General features: G+C 38.4%; 1 protein-coding gene and 1 pseudogene. Both read right to left on the minus strand.

Annotated elements, in window-relative coordinates:
• Positions 1-200: pseudogene (locus RT405_RS11530) on the minus strand (PhnP protein); the annotation flags it as partial.
• A gap of 118 nt (positions 201-318) precedes the next feature.
• Positions 319-1700 (minus strand): glycoside hydrolase family 38 C-terminal domain-containing protein (locus tag RT405_RS11535; RefSeq protein ID WP_313469820.1); only part of this gene is annotated, 1382 nt, incomplete at its 5' end.

The following is a 1700-nucleotide window of genomic DNA, read 5'->3' on the forward strand; positions in this document are numbered from 1 at the left end:
GCCAGGTTATAATCTTCTTCTAAAAAGTGCAAATAACTGTCTGCTGGAAAATCGATCAATAATTGATCATCGATTAAAGACTGCGAGCGAGTACGGATATCCCGTCCCTTTTTTTTACGTGCTTCTTGGCATAAGTCGCATTTACAAAATAGAGCTGGAACTCCTTCTGCAGCCGCCGTTCCAAAATATTTCAGTTTCATTTTGGCCCTCCTAAAAATATATAGTAACTGGTTTTATTCGTTTTATTAAAATTAAGAAGATTTAACAGTCCTAAGACGATTAAACCTTCTTATTTAGATCAGTGGTATTAGGTGTACTTTATTGCTTTTCCCATAATCTATTAACGATTTCATACGGTTTAGCTGGAACTTCTAGGGAACCGTCAACGGCTTCTTCTAGTAAATTACATTTTCTTGCAACATAATTTTCTATCGTTAAACCGGCTTCGGTTTCTTTATTGGTTAAGTTGTACATCCGCGTAACGATCTCATCACTGTGTTCTTTGCGTTTGAAAGCCGTTAATGCCATGTTTGAGTCACTTAACTCAGCATATTGATGATCAGATGCCCATTTTCCATCATGAACAGTCGTTTGGTACGCACTGAAAGGAATTTGGAAATTGTAGGCTTCATGATACGTTCTAACTGCCTCTTCTTCTCCATGGAAAGACAGGGCATACAGCATGGATTGCTCACCTAAGCATTGTGCTTCCGGCGTAGCAAAATAGCCCCAGTCTCCTAATTCGCCAACTGCACGTAACAAAGTAACTGCAATTGTTTGTTGAGCGTGTTCTTCAATAATTTCATATTCGTTTAACCCGACAACAGCTGCCGTTACCCCATGTTCTGCATCTTGGACATTTACAAAAGCATGTGTGTGTTGTGGGTTGGAAGGATTGATCCATGCTGGGTCTACATTATTTGGCCGTTCCACTACTTCAAAAATACTGTCTGCGTAATGCACATTAGCTTGAATACCTGTCGGGAATAAAACACGTAAACGGTGATCTTTATGTTGATTGTCAAAGGTTGTTTCAAATTTAACTTGTTGACTGTGGCGTTCTAAACGCACTTTTGTTTTTAACGTTAGTGTTTTACATGTCTTAGAACGTCCTGCTTGGCGTTCACGCATTTCGATAACGGCTTTTTGTTCTTCTTCTAGTAATTCATCTGCTGAAACTGGTATTTCTAAATGATGAATAATTTCGATTTCGCCAAAACCAATCGTATCTTCAACAACCCTGATTTCTGCTGTTGTCCCTTTTGAATAAATAGCTTGATCATTTAATGGCTGTCTGAAAATATATTCGTTACCAATATCCCCAGTGTCTTCAAAATTCAATAAATCTGTATAGGTTTGATCAGTCGCTTTATCTAAAATAGATAATGTGCCATCTGTTTGGACCTCAATTTTCAAGTGGTCATTTTCTAAGGTTGCACCATTATTTGAAAGAAGGGTTTCTTTTTCCGCTTCGGCTTTGTGATTACTTTCAGCTTCCACTAGTACAAAGCTGTTCCAAGATAAACCAGCCATCGCTTCAATCGGCAATCTTACATCCACATAACGAGCCATAAACGGTTGACGGAATTTATCTTTTGGTAAGTCATAGCCAAACTCTGTCCCACCTTCTGTAATCACAGCTGAAACGGTTTGACCATCAACTGTTTTCACTTCAAATGCAGGGTATTCTTTTTCTTTTA

The organism is Carnobacterium sp. (genome assembly GCF_032094055.1).
Lineage (GTDB): Bacteria > Bacillota > Bacilli > Lactobacillales > Carnobacteriaceae > Carnobacterium_A.